We start from the raw sequence: 15,661 nt of genomic DNA on the forward strand, positions 1-15,661 counted from the left end.
ATTAAAGGGTTTGCGGCCCATAGTAGGGCCATCGACACGATTTTAATTTCTGACAGGATTATTTAGCTGTAGCAGCAATGGCATTAAATTGTTCGATAATAACCGCGGCGAACAGGGGATCGTTGATATGGTACGGTACCTTGAGCAACCGGCGTTTTGCGGTCTGTACCAGCGTCCGTTCCAGCGAGTGAACAAAAGCGCTCAGCGCTTGTGGATCCCAGAAGGGTTGCCCTGGCGCATCCAAGGTTGAAAAGCCGCCCAGCGGTACGACAAAGCATACTTCCCCGGCGCAGGCGTTCAGCTTGTCACCAATCCAGCGCCCTAACTGGGTATTCTCCTGCGCCGTGGTGCGCATCAGCGTTACCTGGCTGTTGTGACAATAAAATTGACGATTGGCGTAGCGGGCCGGAATGGTTTTCGGGTGACCGAAGTTGATCATATCCAGCCCTCCGCATGACATCACACCAGGGATCTCGGTGCGGGCAATGGCCCCAAAGCGATCTTCGTTGCAGGCCAACACGCCATCAAACAGATAGTCGCACACCTCGGTGGTGGTCAGATCCAATACGGCGTTGAGCAAGCGGCTGTCGATCAGCTTCTCCATTGCCTGGCCACCACTGCCGGTAGCGTGAAACACCAGGCAATCCCAGTCGTGCTCAATGGCGCTGGTCACGGCCTTGATACAAGGCGTAGTGACGCCAAACATGGTCAGGCCGGTGGCAGGTTTGCTGTCGGCATCATCATCGATATGAAAGCGGATGGCGCCGGCTATCTGGTTGGCGGCATTGCTCAATACCTTGCGTGAAATGCGATTTAGCCCGGCGATATCGGTGACGGAATACAGCATGGCAATATCGCTGGAGCCGACATAGCCAGCGACATCACCCGCCGCCATACTCGACACCATCAGCTTTGGCAGGCCGATGGGCAACTGTTGCATGGCGGGCGTGATGATCGCGGTGCCACCAGACCCGCCCAAACCGAGCAGCGCAGCAACATCACGACGTGAGAGCATGAAGCGCTCAAAAGCGATAGCCATGGCCGCAATCGCCTGCCCGCGATTAGCACAAAAAACGGCTTGCTCACCTTCCGGATGGTAACCCGCGATCTCATGCGCAGAAACGTCCGCATGATACAGAGAAGGCTTACCGGAAGTGGAGAGATCGAGGGTGATGACGGGTAAATCGAGATTGGCGATCAGATGACGGACATATTCCAGTTCTTGTCCTTTAGTATCTGCTGTGGTAGCAATATAGACAAAAGCCGGGGTGCTGCTCATCATCTGTTCCTGAAAAAGGTTCAGACAAAGGCCTGAACAAATTGATTTTAATGCTATTTTTTATAGTAGGTGGTGAACCCTGGTGTCGGACAATAAGGTACTATCGTTTATTTGTTGGCCATAATGAGACTGCCGTATCATTTTTGCAAGCATTAATTTGTTTAAAGTGAGACTTGAGTCCCGTTTTTGGCTATCTTAGCTGTAATTTTTTACGTTGCCGATGGGCCAGGATCTGTCGGTGAGGCTGTCTATCGTATTGACTCCAAGGCTGGAAGATACGAGGAAGTTCGAGGAAAACGTGCCAATATCCGCATTTCCCGCTCCACGGGATGAATCTTTGACACATACTCGTGCCAAAACCCGCAGCTTGCTGCTGGCCTGTGCGATGGAGCTCTACGATGGTGGAGTCTTCCCTTCGATTACTGAGCTAGCGGCGCATGCGCAGGTCTCTCGTGCCACCGCTTATCGCTATTTTCCCACCCAAAGTGCCCTGATCTCCGCCGTTGTGGCGAAAAGCCTGGGGCCGATCCTTGAATGGCAACCGCAGGATAACGATGCGCTCAAGCGCATTCATCAACTGTTGGCGTTTGCCTACCCGCAGATGGAGCAGCATGAAGGCGCGCTACGTGCGGCGTTACAGCTATCGCTCCAGCAATGGGCTAACGCGACGCCGGGCGAAAAGTTTGTGCGTGGCAATCGCAAGCGGCTGTTGAAGCTGGCGGTTGAGCCCTTGCAGAACAAACTCCCTGCTGAAGCCTTGCAACGCGTGATCCACGCCTTTTCGCTGATTTATGGTTCCGAGGTGTTCCTGGTGCTGAAGGACATTTGGGGTTTAGAGCTCGATGATATTCAGGATGTAACCCAGTGGATGGCCAAAGCCATCATAAGTCAGGCTGAGGAAGATGCGAGAGTTGAGGGATAATCCGCGAACGAGTGACGGGCCGGGGAGTGCTCTCCGGCCTTTTCATTGGTTTTTTGGCAAATAAAAAACCGGAACCCTTGCGGGCCCCGGCTTAACGAGGGGTGAAGCAATTAACTCTGCGGTTAAACTTGCTCAGCTTGCAACTCCCTGTTGATACTTTAATCAGGTGTTGTGGCCGGCTTATAATTTCCCTGGTGTTGGTATGGTTATTACTAACTTATCGTTCTACTATCGTTTTTATAATACATCACTTCTGATACCATGTTTGACCATAAAAGATGGTATGTCAAGCAAGCTATTAGGCTAAGATTGTATAGTATGCGAGATTTCGATAACGTTTTTGTACGGATGGGTGTCAAAGCGACTGAAAAATCAGCGAGATATATCGAAGGATAACATGTTTAACAATCATCAAAAATTCGATTCGCAGTCGATTGCAGGCAAGGTCAGGGAACTCTTTTTGCAACATGGGATCGGCAAGCGACAACATGCCAAGGAACTCAGCCGCATTTTGGATCTGAGTTTTTCCCATGCTCACCGCAAGCTGAAAGGCCAGAGCCCATGGACGCTGGAGCAAATCAACAGCGTGGCACTGGCCTTGGGAGAAACGCCGGCGTCCATCGTCGACATTCTCCCCGAAAGCGAGTCTGTTGGGTCCACTGTGGCACAGGATGCCATCTTTTCTGTGGCCGGGGTGGCGTTACCTTGCGTGGCGCACATTAGCAGCGAACTAGTGGGCAGCAAGCAGGCCGAGTTTGTTGGCTTGCAGCAGGATGGGCAGTGGATCGTTTATCGAGCCGGCGAAGCCCCACAGGGCAAGTATTTTGCTGTCGAACTGATCGAGATCCGCCCCGGCCTTAGCGAGGACGATCGCCTGAGCATTGCAGTATTGGACGATGCACATCAGGCCGCTGATGAGCTAACCAAGTATCTCAATAGCCAAGGATTTAATGCGGTGGCTTTCTATGACGTCAGCAGTTTCTGCCAGGCGTTGGCCAAAAGCCCGTTTGATGGCTATGTGGTGGATTGGTTGATAGGCCATGAGACGGCGCAGACATGCATCGAAACCATTCGCACTTCCGATCATGCGGATGCGCCGATCCTGGTGCTGACCGGCCAGTTGGGCACCGATTTGCGTGAGTCAGAGATTGCCAGAGCAATGCGTGATTATGACGTGCTCGGCCCGTATGAAAAGCCGGTGCGGCTCCATGTGATCGAAGCCGCACTGCAACGGTGCTTTAATCTGTAGCGACAAACAGCGAAGTGAGTGAGGTGGATAGCGCCTCCATGCGTACCGGTTTCATCAGGTAATCGTCAAACATGGCGCGTTGCTCGCTAGGGAGCAGCTCCGGCGTATAGGCGCTGATACCGATAATCGGGATATTACGGTTCGGGCCACGCTGGTCACGCAGTTGTTGCGCCACTGCCACACCATCGATGCCGGGCATTTGCAGATCGAGCAGCAAGGCATCGTAAGGCCGCCGCAACAGCTTTTGCAGCGCACGTTCCGACGAGTCACACAGCTCATATTGATAGCCCAACTTATCCAGCAGGGCGATAAAGGCCATGCCTGCGGCAGGATTGTCGTCCACCACCAGGATTTGCTGCTCTTTTTTCAACAGCGTCGCTGCCGGACGTGGGCTTTGCTCCGGCAACTGTTCTTCACTGATCTCAACGGGGATGCTGACGATAAAGGTGCTGCCTTCTCCCACTTCGCTGTATACCGTGATCGTGCCATCGAGCAATTCGACCAGGCCGTGGACGATCGCCAATCCCATGCCAACCCCGCTGTATTGGCGAGTATTTGACTGATCGAGCTGGGTAAAGGGCTCGAAAATCTGCGGTAGCAGGGCATTGTCGATACCGATGCCGGTATCCGTGACTTCAATGATTAACGAGCTTCCCGCCGGTTGGCTACGCAGGCAGCTGTGCAGCGTGATGGTGCCGCTTTCGGTATATTTAAAGGCGTTGGTCAGCAGGTTAACCACGATTTGCCTCAGCCGCTGAGGGTCTGAATAGACCTGCGCATGGGTAAACTCCACTTCACGTACCAGTTTGACCCCAGGTTTATGGGTCAGCATGGCGATTTCATCCGTCGTTTCGTCGATCACCTGCTGGGCATTAAAGGGAACAATGCGCAGCTCCATCATGCCGCTGTCCAGGCGTGCATAATCGGTGAGATCCTTCATCTGGCTTTCTATCTGCTCGGCGGCTGTTTCCAGCCGGTGGAAGGTATCCTTGTGCTCATGGGATACGCGGGTATTGGTCAGCACATCAATGGCGGACATAATGCTTTGCAGCGAGGTGCGCAGTTCATGGCCGATGGCCCCGAGGAAGGCGTTTTTGGTGCGGATAGCCTTTTGCTCTGCGCGAATGGCCTTCGACTGCTGGCTGATGGTTTGGCGCTGCTGGCGGATGACGATCAGCGTGATGGCAATCAGCGCGATCACCGAGAACATAATGATCACCAGGCCATAAAAGATGATGCGCCTTTTCTCGATAAAATCTTCGTAAGCCCCGGTGCGCTGTTTCACTTCAGCGTGGTCCGCCAGGTTGGCCATCATAATCGCGGAAGGTTTGATCTGTTGCATGGCTTGCGAAATCAACCCCAGATCTACCTGAGGGCTGTTGACCAACTGATCCAACTGGGTAATTTCATTGCGCATCCGTTCAACGAGCTCGGGATATCCAGGCTCGTGATACAGCGGCAGGGTCGATTCTGACGGGCGGGCGAGCACCGAATAGCGAGAATAGAGAATATCGAACCTTAGCCTCAGGTTATCGATATCCACCTGTTTGGTACTTTTTTGCTGCTCCACCAGGGTTTCAAATTCCGCCAGCTTGATGGCGAACTTGGCGATCGACCAAGAGTAGTTCTCCTGCGTACCGGCAACGGCATACAGCCCTTTTTTGGACAAGGTGGCACTGTAGTAATACAGCGTCACCGTCGAGGCGAGCAGGAATAAGGCGGCAAAAATGGCCGGAATGGCCAACCTGCCGCTGTCTTTGAAGCGGACTAACTTCATTTAATTACTATCCTGTTGATCTGCCAGATAAAGCGCGAGTTATACAGCGGAGAGTTGAGCTCCGCGCCCCCGGCATCGCGGGGATAGATCAGAAACAGCGGCCCGAAATCGCGCACCTTTAACATTTCCCCGCCCATTTTATAGGCCAGGATCATATTGTATTTAGCCACGTCCGAGATGGGCACATCAATATAATAATCGTTCAGCGCGTAGAGCGTCATCATGGTGCCTTCGGCCCCCACTTTAGCCAAAATATCTGCCAGCAATACGCCATCGAATTTTACTCTTGGCGTCCACGACGTGGTGGTCGTGATGCTGTGGACCGGCATGGCAAACAGCTCTTTATCGGTAAAGACATAGGTTTTGTTCTCGGCGTCGGTGGTGTTTTTAATCTTGCCGCCAACTTCCAGGGTAAAGCTGATTGCGCTGGTTTGGGTAATGACCAAAGCCAGCAGGGCAAATGCGGTATTTCTTATTGCGGTCAACAGCATCGGTAGTTCTCCAGTCCGGGGATCAGGCCCACGGCAATTCGTTTAGCATCAGGGTAGTAAAGGCTAGTTCGACCTGCTCCAGGTCATGCTTTCTGGCGCTGGCCTGCACGTTGTTCAGCTCGGGGATGGCAAAATAGACAGGCTGACATAAAGGATAGTCTCGCACCCGCAATTCGGGAGCGATTGAGGTAAAGAAGGCGGTGGTTGGCACATCGTAACCAGCGGCAATATGCACCGCAGCGGTATCCGATGTCAGAACATAGCGGGCATGCTTCACCCAGGCCAGGAAATCCGCGGTCGTGGTGGAAAGCGGTTGAATATCCACATAATGCGGATGATCTACCGCGCCAAATCCTAGCACTGGGCAGGCAAATTTCTCCCACAGGGCATTCACCAGTGGCACATGGGCACTGGCCGGAATGCTGCGTAACGGCGTACTGGCGGTGGGGCAAAACAGCACGTAGGGCTTGTTCTGCCAGCGTTCAGGTAATGGCGGCAGACATAGTTTTTGCATCCAGCGGTTGGCTTTCGCCGTAGCAGGAATAGCGGCAGGTTCAACGCCCAGCGCCTGCAGAAAAAAATCGATCATCGGCAACGTGGTGAAGGCTGGCCAGAACAGTTGATTACCGGCATCGATACACAGTTCTTGTTCTGGAATATGCTCTGCCTTCCACGGCAGCCAACGGAGATCCGCCACCACGCCTGCCGCCAGATGATAAAGCTGATCGACATAGTGGGGCGCGCGCCCTGGCCGGTAGATAATAGTGTGCAGGTTGGGATTAAACTCGCGCAGCGCCTCAAGCGCGGTCAGGCCAATAATGGAATCGCCCAGCGTTACGCCCATGCCGTTAATGATGTGCACGACCGATTCGTTGCAATAATCCACGCTGAAAGGGGCCGCAGCGGCATTGCGGATACCGCGGTAGCCAGCCAGGCTAAAATAATCACCGGAAAAACTCTCCTGTTGTTCAAGATCCCATGAGGCGACCATGACGCCGTCTGCCGTCAGCAAACTTCCCCGGTGATATAACACTTCATCTTTTGTTAACACTTCCATTATTTGTCCTGTCTACGAAGGCGTGGCTAAGGCTAGGAGGAATAGGCAAAAGAATGGCAGAAAACGCCGCGCTTTGCAGGTGAGAATAAGCGAAATAGCATTAAAAAGATTGGAGTTTACGCCTTATTGCTAACCGCCTGTCTGAAAACGACCTGGGCGGCGATTTGGCGTACCTGTTAATTGGCCCCAAGCCCTGATTTTTGACGGGCAAAAAATGAGCCTTGAATCAGCCAGTATTTGGCCTTGATGGTGGGAGCGCTGGCATTGTTTGATAGAGCGGTAAAGTAAACCAGGGGCCAGATAATGAAATCAAATTTTAAAAACGAAATACAGACGTTTGGGCGTTCCCTATTATTGCCTATTGCCGTGTTAGCCCCGGTGGGGATGTTAATGGGGATCTGTAGCGCGCTGGGCCAGGCGTATATGATCGATAAACTGCCGTTTCTGGGAAATGCCTACTGCAAGGCGATCCTCTCTTCGGTGGGATTAATCAGCAGCGTGGTGTTCCAGAATATCCCATTGCTGTTCGCCATGGGGGTCGCTTATGGCATGTCGAAGAAGGAAAAGGGCATTGCGGTCTTTGCTTCGGTCATCGCCTATCTAACCTTACTGATCTCCATGCATGTGCATCTGAAAGTGATGGACCAATTGGTGACGGAGAATATGGCGCTGGTCGGGCAGGGCATGGTGCTCGGCATCCATACGCTGAAAATAGAGGCGCTGGGAGGGATCATTGCCGGTTTGCTTGCCGCCAAGGTGACAGACCGGTTCTACCGGCTGCAACTGCCGTTGGCCTTTGCCTTCTTCAGCGGGAAGAAATCGGTCGCCATCCTGTCGATTGCCTTTACCATTCCGGTCGGGCTGTTGATCCCATTCGTATGGGATGTGTTTACCTATGGGATGCGGAGCATCTCGACCGTAATGATGGCGCCGAACATCGGTGCCGGGATCTACATGACCTTGAACCGTTTGCTGATCCCGTTTGGCTTGCACCATGTCCTGAGTTCGACGGTGCGCTTCACCGAAGCGGGCGGCACCTATCTGATTGATGGGCAAACCTACGTTGGCATTCTGCCCGCCATGAACAAGATCCTGTTTGAACTGGGGCCCAACCATCCAGCATGGAATGAGTTCATGCCAACGCTGTCCAGCTACCTGGCTTCGTCGCAGATGCTGACCACGTTGTTCCGCGTTCCGGCTATCGGGCTGGCGATGTACCACATGGCCTATTTCAAAAACAAGAAATTCGCCAAAGGGATGATCCTGACCGTGGTGCTGACGGCGTTCCTCGGCAATATCACCGAACCGCTTGAGTTCTCCTTCCTGTTTATTGCACCGCAGCTTTTTGTTGTCTACGCAATCTTGTGCGGCCTGTTAACCATTCCTCTGCAAATGTTGGACGTCTCGATTGGTTATATTCGCGGCACGATCTTTGACTTCGGCATCTTCGGGCTGATGTACGAAAACACCCACTGGCCGAACCTGCTGCTGTTGGGAGCGATTAACTTTGTGGTGTTCTATGGCGTGTTCCGCTATGCCATTGGCAAGTTTGATATCAAAACGCCAGGCCGCGAGAAAGAGATGGCGGACAGTGCGCTGCTCAATAACAAAGAGTACGACAAGGTAGCGGAGCTGGTCGTAGAAGGACTGGGCGGCAGGCAGAACATCAAGCGGGTAGAAAACTGCGTGTCGCGGCTGCGTATCGACCTAGGCGACCAGAAGCTGATGAACATGGAGTTGCTGAAAGAGGCCGGTTCATTGGGGACCTTTATTCCCTCCAGCAACCATATTCACGTCGTCTTCGGGCCACACGTCGAGTTTGTCCGTAACGCGGTAGACGACCATCTTGCTGGCATTCAGCAACGTTAAGAGGAACACAGCATGCGCGCACTTTATGATTCCAAAAGTAAAACCATCGATCATCAGGGCATGAAAGATCTGTTCACCCACGAAGCCAGGGTGCAGTCATGGCTCGACGTGGAAGGCGCACTGGCGATGGCGCAGGCTAAGGTGGGGATGATCCCCGCCGCCGCGGCTGAAAATATCGCTGCCAACTGCCAGTTGGAGCGGATCGATCTGGCGGAGATCGACCGGTTGATGCGTCAGATTGGCCACGGGTTTGTTCCCGTTATCAAGGTGTTGGTTAAATCTTGTGATGCGGAAAGTGGCAAGTACGTGCACTACGGCGTGACGACCCAAAACATACAGCAAACGGCCCATCTGCTGATCGTGCAGAAATTCCACCGCCATCTGATGAAGTTTGTCGATGACACGCTGGTCAATCTGGCCCACTTGGCGAAGGCACACAAAAATACCCTGATGGCGGGGCGCACCCACGGTAAACATGCCTTGCCTATCACCTATGGTTATAAGGTTTCCGTGTGGATTTATGAGCTGCTGGCAGCGGTGGAACGCATGCAGGAGGCGGAAAAGCGCGTATTCACCGTGATGATGGGCGGGGCGGTGGGAGCCTTTCACGCCACGGGGGAAGCGGGCAGAACGGTGCAGGATCTGGTCGCCGAACAGCTCGGGATGCATTCGATGCTGGTGCCTTCACGCAATGCCAGAGTGTTCCGCGCCGAGTACATCAGCAACCTGTGTTTGCTGGCAACCACTCTGCATAAAATCGCCGAAGAGGTTTATCAGACTTCCAGTGAGGAGTTTGGCGAGGTCTCCGAGGCGTTTACCAAAGGCACCGTGGGCAGCAGCACCATGCCGCAGAAGGTCAATCCCAAGCTGGCAAAGGGCATCATTGCCAACGCCCAGAAGCTGTATTCGGTGATGACGGCGGCGCTCTACGTCTGCCCAAGGCCGTTTGAGGCGGACAGCTCTGCCTACTTTATCTTTGATGCCAGCCTGCAGGAAAGCATTGAGCTGATGGCCGAGATTATCCTGCGTGCAGAGGAGCTGACGCGCACGTTGGTGATTAACCCTGAGCGGATGCACGACAACGTGATGCTGACGCACGGGCTGATCAACAGCGAGAAAATCATGATGAAACTGGTGGATAAGCTGGGTAAGGATCCGGCCCATGAGCTGGTTTACAACATGGCGATGCGCAGCACCCATGAACATCTCGAATACGGTGAGATACTAAGCCAGGATCCGGTCATGGCCGAAAACTTCACTGCGCAGGAGATTGCGGAGCTGCTGGATCCCGGAGCCTATACCGGCCTGTGTGCCGCCTTGGCCGATGAACTGGCGGGCCGGGTCTTGGAGAGAAGCCATGGATAACCAGCGCTCCGGGGTTATCAAATCCAACCGGATCGTATTCCCCGACGGTATCAAGGCCGGTTATCTATGGGTGGAACAAGGGAAAATAAGCGGGTTCGCCAGCCACTTTTCCGGTAGCTGCATCGACCATAGTCATCGGATCATCATGCCCGGCTTTGTCGACATCCATGTACACGGCTGGGGGCGGGGTTCGTTCGGCTACAAGGGCAATAAGGAGTCGCTGAAGTGGATGAGCCACGATTTGGTCAAGGCCGGTGTCACTTCTTACCTGCCCACTTCCGGCACCATGCCAAATGATTTCCTTGAGACGTCGTTAATGGAGGCTGCCGATTATATTGCCACGGCAACGCCAGCGAACGGGGCCGAAGCCATCGGCATCCATATGGAAGGCCCCTACATCAGTGAAAAACACCTCGGCATGCAGCGAGCCGACTGTTTGCAACGGCCAAGCGTTGAGGGATTCGAACGCTTTAACCGCCTGGCGGGCCATAACATCCGCCTGATGACGCTAGCGCCAGAGCTGGAAGGGGCGTTGGAGTTGATTCGCCATCTGCGGGCGCATGGGATCACCGCGTCGGCAGGGCATACCGATGCCACCTTTGCTGAGGTTACGGCAGCGATAGAGGCGGGATTAAATCACTTCACCCACGCTTATAGCGGGATGCGTGGCTTCCATCACCGTGAGCTCGGGGTGGTTGGTGCGCTGATGTACTATCAGGATACCTATGCAGAAGTTGCGAAACAGAGCGGTATCACCATCAAACCGGAGGCCTTTGATCTGCTTTATCGCCTGAAACGCGATCGGCGCATGGTGCTGATGAGTGACTGTATGGGCTATGTCGATTTCCCGGAAGGCTATGAGTTTCACCATTACCTGCGCAAAGAGACCTTCCGTATCAAACAGGGGCAGTTAGAGATTACCTCAGACGGTGGCGATACGCGCCACGTTTGCCCCTGCGACTATGGTGCGGTCCAGCAGTTGGAGATGAACTTCCTCGATTCGGTGAGGAACATCGTCGATCGTCTGGATAAGGGGCTGGTGTCTGTCGCCAGCATTGCTTGCGAGAATCCGGCGTTTCTGGCGGGCGCACAGAGCCGTAAAGGGTCACTGTGCCCGGGGAAAGATGCCGATATTCTGGTGTTGGATGAAGGGCTGGAGCTGGTGGAGGTCTACTGCCGGGGCCTGCGTCAAACCCAGCTAAGCGCTTAGGCACGACGGGTGCAGCATGCTGTGCCCATTTGTTGTCACCTTGTCAGATGAAAAAGTCCGGATACTGCCGCTCTAACAGGGGGCGCAGCTGCTGGCGATCCAATCCTTCAATCTCCTGAATAAACCCCTCTGCCGGGATCTTCTTCTTCGCCCGGGAAAGCCCGTGCTGGCTGAGCAGCGAGATATCATCGCGGCTGAGATAGAAATTCACCTTGATGTAATCCCACTGATAATACTTCAGATAGCTCGAGATTTTATTGGTGAAGGTGATCAGCAAATCAAAGGGGATCCGCTCGAGCGTATGTATCTCATTGATATTAACGTAGCCGACAATCTCAATATGGAAGTGCGACTTCAATACCTCCTTGAAATAACCCACCTTACTTTCCGAAGAGTTGGTCACGATAATGACGCGTTTTTTCTCCTCGCTGTGGACTCGGTTTTGCAGCTCGTATTTCTTCAGGATCAACACCAGCGTGGACAAATGCACCGGCGAAAAGGTGGTTTGATAGTGCTGCGCGATGGGGGCGGTGGCCTGGACGACGCCCTGATAGAGCAGGGCGTGCCGGGTCTGCACCTGATGCAGTTTTTTATCGTCAAAGTAGAGATTGAACTTGTTTTGTACGATGGTCGAATAGACGAACTGGTAGATCTCGGCGAAGAAGGGCGAACGGTTGTGGATTTCTGCCCGCAGCAACGGGGTCAGGGTTTCACAAAGGCGGCCAACGAGCGTAATCAACGTGGGATCATAGATATCAAATGGCCGCCAGGTGTAGGTCAGCGATGAAATCAGTAGGTCGAGGAAACGGTTTTCGTGCTCGCCATTCAGTAACCCAAAGTCAGAGGATTGAATAAAGCTCAGGTTATCGCTGTGGGTAATGAAATGCCCGCGCCGCATGCGATGTAGCGCAATGCTCATATACACCAGAAAGTATTTTTTACTGTTATAGCCCAGCGTGATCTGCTGGCTCAGCTGCTGTTGGTACAACTCGGCGGCGGCGCTGATTTCTTGTTGGCACACCTTTAAGAACTGCGTGGCAATGGAGCGATTGATCGGCTCGCTGGCTTTGTGCGGCACCAATAGATGATCTTCGCCGATCTCGATGGTTTTCAGGATCGTCAGGCAGATGGCGATGCGCAGCAGGATCTCGTCGCCATCCAGCCGCGATCCCTGCTTGGGAATGGCGGTAACGGTGAGATGATTGGCCTGTAAAAATGCCAACAGCGCTTGGTTATCGTTTTTTAGCGTGGTTGGGCTGACGTTAAACTTGCGGTAATACTCGCTTTTGTTCACCACGTCCTGCAGGCACAGCGCCACGCTGAGATCTTTAATGCGTTCATCGGCGGTGGTGATGTAGCGGTTAAACGGGAGCTGTTCCAGAAAGGCGATGTATTCCCTATAGCCGATCGCCGTGACGATCCACTGCCCATCAATATGCAGGTGGTAATCTGGCTCCAGAAACTCGTTAATCTCCTTCATGGATCGCTTCAGCGTCGACAGGGTTTTGCCAAACCTGGAGGTGACATCCTCGATTAACACCGGGCTGTGTTCCTGAATATATTTCAACAATGACAGGTCAAAACTGTTCACTAAGGCGTCTCAACGTCGCGTCTGGAGTCGGATAGCTGAGAGTATAGAAAATCGCGGAGATTGTCTGTGACATGGGTGGTAAGGGGAGTGTAGTGGCACACTGAAATTGGCTAGGTAAATTGAGGAGGCTGGCTAGCATTAAAAAGACAGAAGGCATGGCATGGGCATACAGATTATTGTGCTCCAATTGGCAGACATAAAACCACCGTCATATTGGATTTTGTCACCAGTCTGAGGCCGCTTGAGCGGCCTGGGTTTGCTGCAGACTCTCGCCAGTTTCACTGTCTCCCTCCATCAGGGATATACCGACGCTTTTGGCGCATTTATAGTGACGACCCCTTAAAGCTGTTTATCAGGCCTGACGATGTGCTCGTGACACAGCTAACATACCCCTTTTCTTGGGGTCAATCATCGATATTCCGGCAATAGAAAGAAGGCAAAAAATATCGGCCTAAAATATAGCCATTAGGATATTGGGGTTGGATGAAAAAACCACTGCGTATCCCTTTTTGATACCAAATATCAGGCAGGAAGGTATCCACTTTTGCGTCAAAAAGTGTACTCTGAGAAAGGTTTACTATATCTTCTACGTAGATCTTATAAAAAGATCCACTTTGAATGTAATTAAACGAAATATCCCTGCTTATAATTCCAACGCTCTTTCCGTTCTCATACAATTTACCTTGCAGGAAAATCATGCCATTACCTTTCTGCATAAGATATCTTAATCTAAGGGAGAGTATTTTGTCATTCTTGTGTATGTTTATAGTTGCATAACAGGATATTCTATTGTGCTGAGTGTATAAATATCTTCTCAATTCTAATACAGATAGTGAACTGATGGCAAAAATAGCCATGATAATTAAGGGGGTTTTCAGTTTTCTTATGCTTAATCTAGATAAAATTCTGTTGAACATTCGCCACCCTCCTGAAATGTACTATCACATGTGATAATGGCCCGATAACCAATTTGCTGTCTTGAGGCATAATAAACTTTTTCTCCTTTATTGCAGGAGAATTTTTTACTTTTTAAAAATGATGTGACGCTCTCTACGGAGTTAGTATTGTTGGAGAGGTAAATATCACATGGGTAGCCACTTTTCATATGGTGAAAAGTATCAAAGAACCTACCCGAATTTATATTTAAAATGAGTCCTGTCATGCATCCAAGGGTGAGGGTTAATAATAAAATAGCATAGAAACCTCTTCTCTTTGACTGGGGGGGATTGTTGGTTGGGGACTCAATGGTATCTTGCTGAGTATCCTGGCAGGCCACCTCATCTATCGTACCTTCCAACGGCAGAGTTCTTGTCTCTACACTGTCTGATGAAAGCTGTGTCTTTAAAATAATTGAGGTTTTTTTTTCTATAACCAGACCTCTTCTATATCTTGTTGCAATAACATCATCCAAGCCAAGTGTTGAAAACGCCTTTCTGATGGTGAGTATCGTCTGGTAAAAGTTATTGTCAGAAGCGATAACGCCCCTTTTTTTCCAGACACTGTCCATTAGTTCTTCTCTGGGGATTATCTGCCCCTGACGCGAGATAAGAGTAGAAAGGCACTCTGTTGCTGTACTTAAAAGTTTAATCTTCTCATCATAATTTTTTGAAATGAGTAGGTTTTCATCAGGTATGAAGTATACTTTTTGGTCAATGAGGTAAATGCAGCGATTGCTGATTTCTGCATCTTCTTTATCTACGTCGTTCATTTTTTTCCTTATCAAATCATCACTTAAGTTTCATTTAAGGTTGTATGTTGAGCAAGAAAACCCCATTTTGAATTACCTGTGGCCAAGTTGGTTTATGTTTTAAAATCATTATGTTAGGAGAAATCTAAGAAAGAGTTAATAACTTTATAGGTTCATTAATTTATCATATGATCGCATTTTTTTAAGCAAAATGCACTTTAGGAAAAATCTTAAAATTATAAGAATCTCAGATGATTATTTTTGATTTTTTTTGATTATTTTAAGTGGTGTTACGATGATACTGTGGTTGCCATTGAGAGGGACCTTGGGTATTTAATGACTAATATGGTGCGGGACTTTCTACCCGTGTAAAAATGTATGATGTCATAATTACCTGCCAGATTTCTGCGTGGTTAAGAAAACTATGTATGCTAAGAAAACAAGATTCATAACATGGAGTGACGATCATTTTTTCATATCTGGCCTGAAATCTTTGCATTCGGAATGGAGATTCATTCAGTCGAGACGTTTTCCATCAGAGAAAAAAATGCGTAGTGCACTTAAGAAAACATCCGAAAATAGTATATTTATTGTAAATGTAAATATGGAAAATATTCATTTTTTCTCAAAAATTTTAGGGTTTTTGTTAGCGAATGATATTCTAACAGTTTGTTTTATCGACGTTCCTGTGAAGGTCAGGCCGAATCCAAAGGGAAGTGTGTTTTTTTTATCCTCAAAAACGGAAGTTTCTGAAGTTGTAAGCTTTATTAACGACGTTAAAACCAATAGAGCGGATAAAAGACACGTTAGAGAAAAAATGTTTTTGTGGCAACGGTTTACTGCTGACGAGGTCAGTATCATGCGCTCGATGATTAATGACGGTATGGACATTAATAGAGTCTCTAAAGTGCTGCTGATGAATTCAAAAACCGTTTATAGGAAAAGGAATAATGCATTATATAAAGCCGGGCTGTCTAATCTTAATGACTTAAGTATGCTTTTGTTTAAGTTTCTCTGGCTTTCTGATAAGGCATTAAATCATCATTAATTCATTCAGGTAAGTAACATCGTTACTCACTGAGTACATGATGTTTTGAAATAGTATTTTCAAGAATTCCGTATAGTTATATGGATATGCACCACACCACCTTAGTTTAAATAAGG

13 protein-coding genes are annotated in these 15,661 nt (G+C 50.5%); 6 read left to right on the forward strand and 7 right to left on the reverse strand.

The features are described from left to right. Positions 1 to 58: 58 nt before the first annotated feature. Positions 59 to 1,279: a Tm-1-like ATP-binding domain-containing protein gene (locus ACMV5H_RS06855; protein ID WP_414821659.1), complete on the reverse strand. Its 1,221-nt coding sequence runs from the start codon at positions 1,277 to 1,279 to the stop codon at positions 59 to 61. Positions 1,280 to 1,664: 385 nt separating this feature from the next. Here ACMV5H_RS06855 and ACMV5H_RS06860 point away from each other — a divergent pair, with 385 nt between their 5' ends. After that, positions 1,665 to 2,201, forward strand: a complete 537-nt coding sequence (locus tag ACMV5H_RS06860) for a TetR/AcrR family transcriptional regulator (protein WP_414821660.1) — start codon at positions 1,665 to 1,667, stop codon at positions 2,199 to 2,201. Positions 2,202 to 2,598: 397 nt separating this feature from the next. Beyond that, positions 2,599 to 3,450: a helix-turn-helix domain-containing protein gene (locus ACMV5H_RS06865; protein WP_021807381.1), complete on the forward strand. Its 852-nt coding sequence runs from the start codon at positions 2,599 to 2,601 to the stop codon at positions 3,448 to 3,450. Here ACMV5H_RS06865 and ACMV5H_RS06870 read toward each other — a convergent pair. From ACMV5H_RS06870 to ACMV5H_RS06880, 3 genes are read right to left on the reverse strand one after another with little or no spacing between them, the layout of a single operon-like run. Continuing rightward, the gene (locus ACMV5H_RS06870) at positions 3,440 to 5,227 is read right to left on the reverse strand and encodes a hybrid sensor histidine kinase/response regulator (protein ID WP_115159358.1); all 1,788 of its coding nucleotides are present in this window, start codon (positions 5,225 to 5,227) and stop codon (positions 3,440 to 3,442) included. The two genes, ACMV5H_RS06865 and ACMV5H_RS06870, sit on opposite strands and share 11 nt — an antisense overlap. After that, complete coding sequence (locus ACMV5H_RS06875) at positions 5,224 to 5,718, reverse strand: molybdopterin-dependent oxidoreductase (RefSeq protein WP_414821626.1); 495 nt, start codon at positions 5,716 to 5,718, stop codon at positions 5,224 to 5,226. The genes ACMV5H_RS06870 and ACMV5H_RS06875 overlap by 4 nt, the downstream gene beginning before the upstream one ends. Before the next feature lie 22 nt (positions 5,719 to 5,740). Then, positions 5,741 to 6,775, reverse strand: coding sequence for a glycosyltransferase family 9 protein (locus ACMV5H_RS06880; protein WP_414821627.1), 1,035 nt, complete (start codon positions 6,773 to 6,775; stop codon positions 5,741 to 5,743). 303 nt (positions 6,776 to 7,078) lie between these two features. On the opposite strand from ACMV5H_RS06880, the gene ACMV5H_RS06885 reads away from it, so the two are divergent. The 3 genes from ACMV5H_RS06885 to ACMV5H_RS06895 are packed head-to-tail and all read left to right on the forward strand — an operon-like array spanning position 7,079 to position 11,219. After that, on the forward strand, positions 7,079 to 8,644 hold the full coding sequence (locus ACMV5H_RS06885; protein ID WP_059199412.1) for a PTS transporter subunit EIIC: 1,566 nt from the start codon (positions 7,079 to 7,081) through the stop codon (positions 8,642 to 8,644). Between the two features lie 12 nt (positions 8,645 to 8,656). Continuing rightward, positions 8,657 to 10,009, forward strand: coding sequence for an adenylosuccinate lyase family protein (locus ACMV5H_RS06890; protein WP_414821628.1), 1,353 nt, complete (start codon positions 8,657 to 8,659; stop codon positions 10,007 to 10,009). Continuing rightward, positions 10,002 to 11,219: an N-acetylglucosamine-6-phosphate deacetylase gene (locus tag ACMV5H_RS06895; protein ID WP_414821629.1), complete on the forward strand. Its 1,218-nt coding sequence runs from the start codon at positions 10,002 to 10,004 to the stop codon at positions 11,217 to 11,219. Before ACMV5H_RS06890 ends, ACMV5H_RS06895 begins: the two co-directional genes overlap by 8 nt. Positions 11,220 to 11,262: 43 nt before the next feature. Here ACMV5H_RS06895 and ACMV5H_RS06900 read toward each other — a convergent pair whose 3' ends face one another. From ACMV5H_RS06900 to ACMV5H_RS06910, 3 genes are all read right to left on the reverse strand, one after another. After that, positions 11,263 to 12,810: a hypothetical protein gene (locus tag ACMV5H_RS06900; protein ID WP_115159362.1), complete on the reverse strand. Its 1,548-nt coding sequence runs from the start codon at positions 12,808 to 12,810 to the stop codon at positions 11,263 to 11,265. A 404-nt stretch (positions 12,811 to 13,214) separates the two neighbouring features. Continuing rightward, complete coding sequence (locus ACMV5H_RS06905; RefSeq protein ID WP_218520413.1) at positions 13,215 to 13,727, reverse strand: hypothetical protein; 513 nt, start codon at positions 13,725 to 13,727, stop codon at positions 13,215 to 13,217. Then, the gene (locus tag ACMV5H_RS06910) at positions 13,700 to 14,518 is read right to left on the reverse strand and encodes a winged helix-turn-helix domain-containing protein (protein ID WP_115159364.1); all 819 of its coding nucleotides are present in this window, start codon (positions 14,516 to 14,518) and stop codon (positions 13,700 to 13,702) included. Before ACMV5H_RS06910 ends, ACMV5H_RS06905 begins: the two co-directional genes overlap by 28 nt. Before the next feature lie 526 nt (positions 14,519 to 15,044). Here ACMV5H_RS06910 and ACMV5H_RS06915 point away from each other — a divergent pair. Continuing rightward, positions 15,045 to 15,545, forward strand: coding sequence for a hypothetical protein (locus tag ACMV5H_RS06915; protein ID WP_218520164.1), 501 nt, complete (start codon positions 15,045 to 15,047; stop codon positions 15,543 to 15,545). Positions 15,546 to 15,661: the final 116 nt, after the last annotated feature.

It is taken from the genome of Serratia sp. N21D137 (genome assembly GCF_047530005.1).
Taxonomy (GTDB): Bacteria; Pseudomonadota; Gammaproteobacteria; order Enterobacterales; family Enterobacteriaceae; genus Chania; species Chania fonticola_B.